Annotated in this window: 1 pseudogene; it reads right to left on the bottom strand. The window is 71.9% G+C overall.

The window, feature by feature from the left end:
• Nucleotides 1-253 (bottom strand): annotated as a pseudogene (locus tag EUU22_RS01860) (DNA gyrase subunit B); the annotation flags it as partial.

The following is a 253-nucleotide window of genomic DNA, read 5'->3' as shown; positions in this document are numbered from 1 at the left end:
GATCTTGCCGCGCAGCGGGAGGATGGCTTGAGTGTTGCGATCGCGCGCGCTCACCGCCGAGCCGCCGGCCGAGTCGCCCTCGACCACGAACAGCTCGGCCAGCGCCGGATCCTTGACCGAGCAGTCGGCCAGCTTGCCCGGAAGCGTGGAGTTCTCCAGCGCGGACTTGCGCCGGGTCAGGTCGCGAGCCTTGCGCGCCGCAGCTCGCGCCTGAGCGGCGGACACCGCCTTGCGAATCACCGCCCTGGCGTCC

Origin of the sequence: Ciceribacter ferrooxidans, from assembly GCF_004137355.1 — a bacterium.
GTDB classification, from domain to species: domain Bacteria; phylum Pseudomonadota; class Alphaproteobacteria; order Rhizobiales; family Rhizobiaceae; genus Allorhizobium; species Allorhizobium ferrooxidans.
The sequence above is the reverse complement of the archived record's forward strand: the minus strand, read 5'-3'. Positions and strand labels throughout refer to the sequence as shown.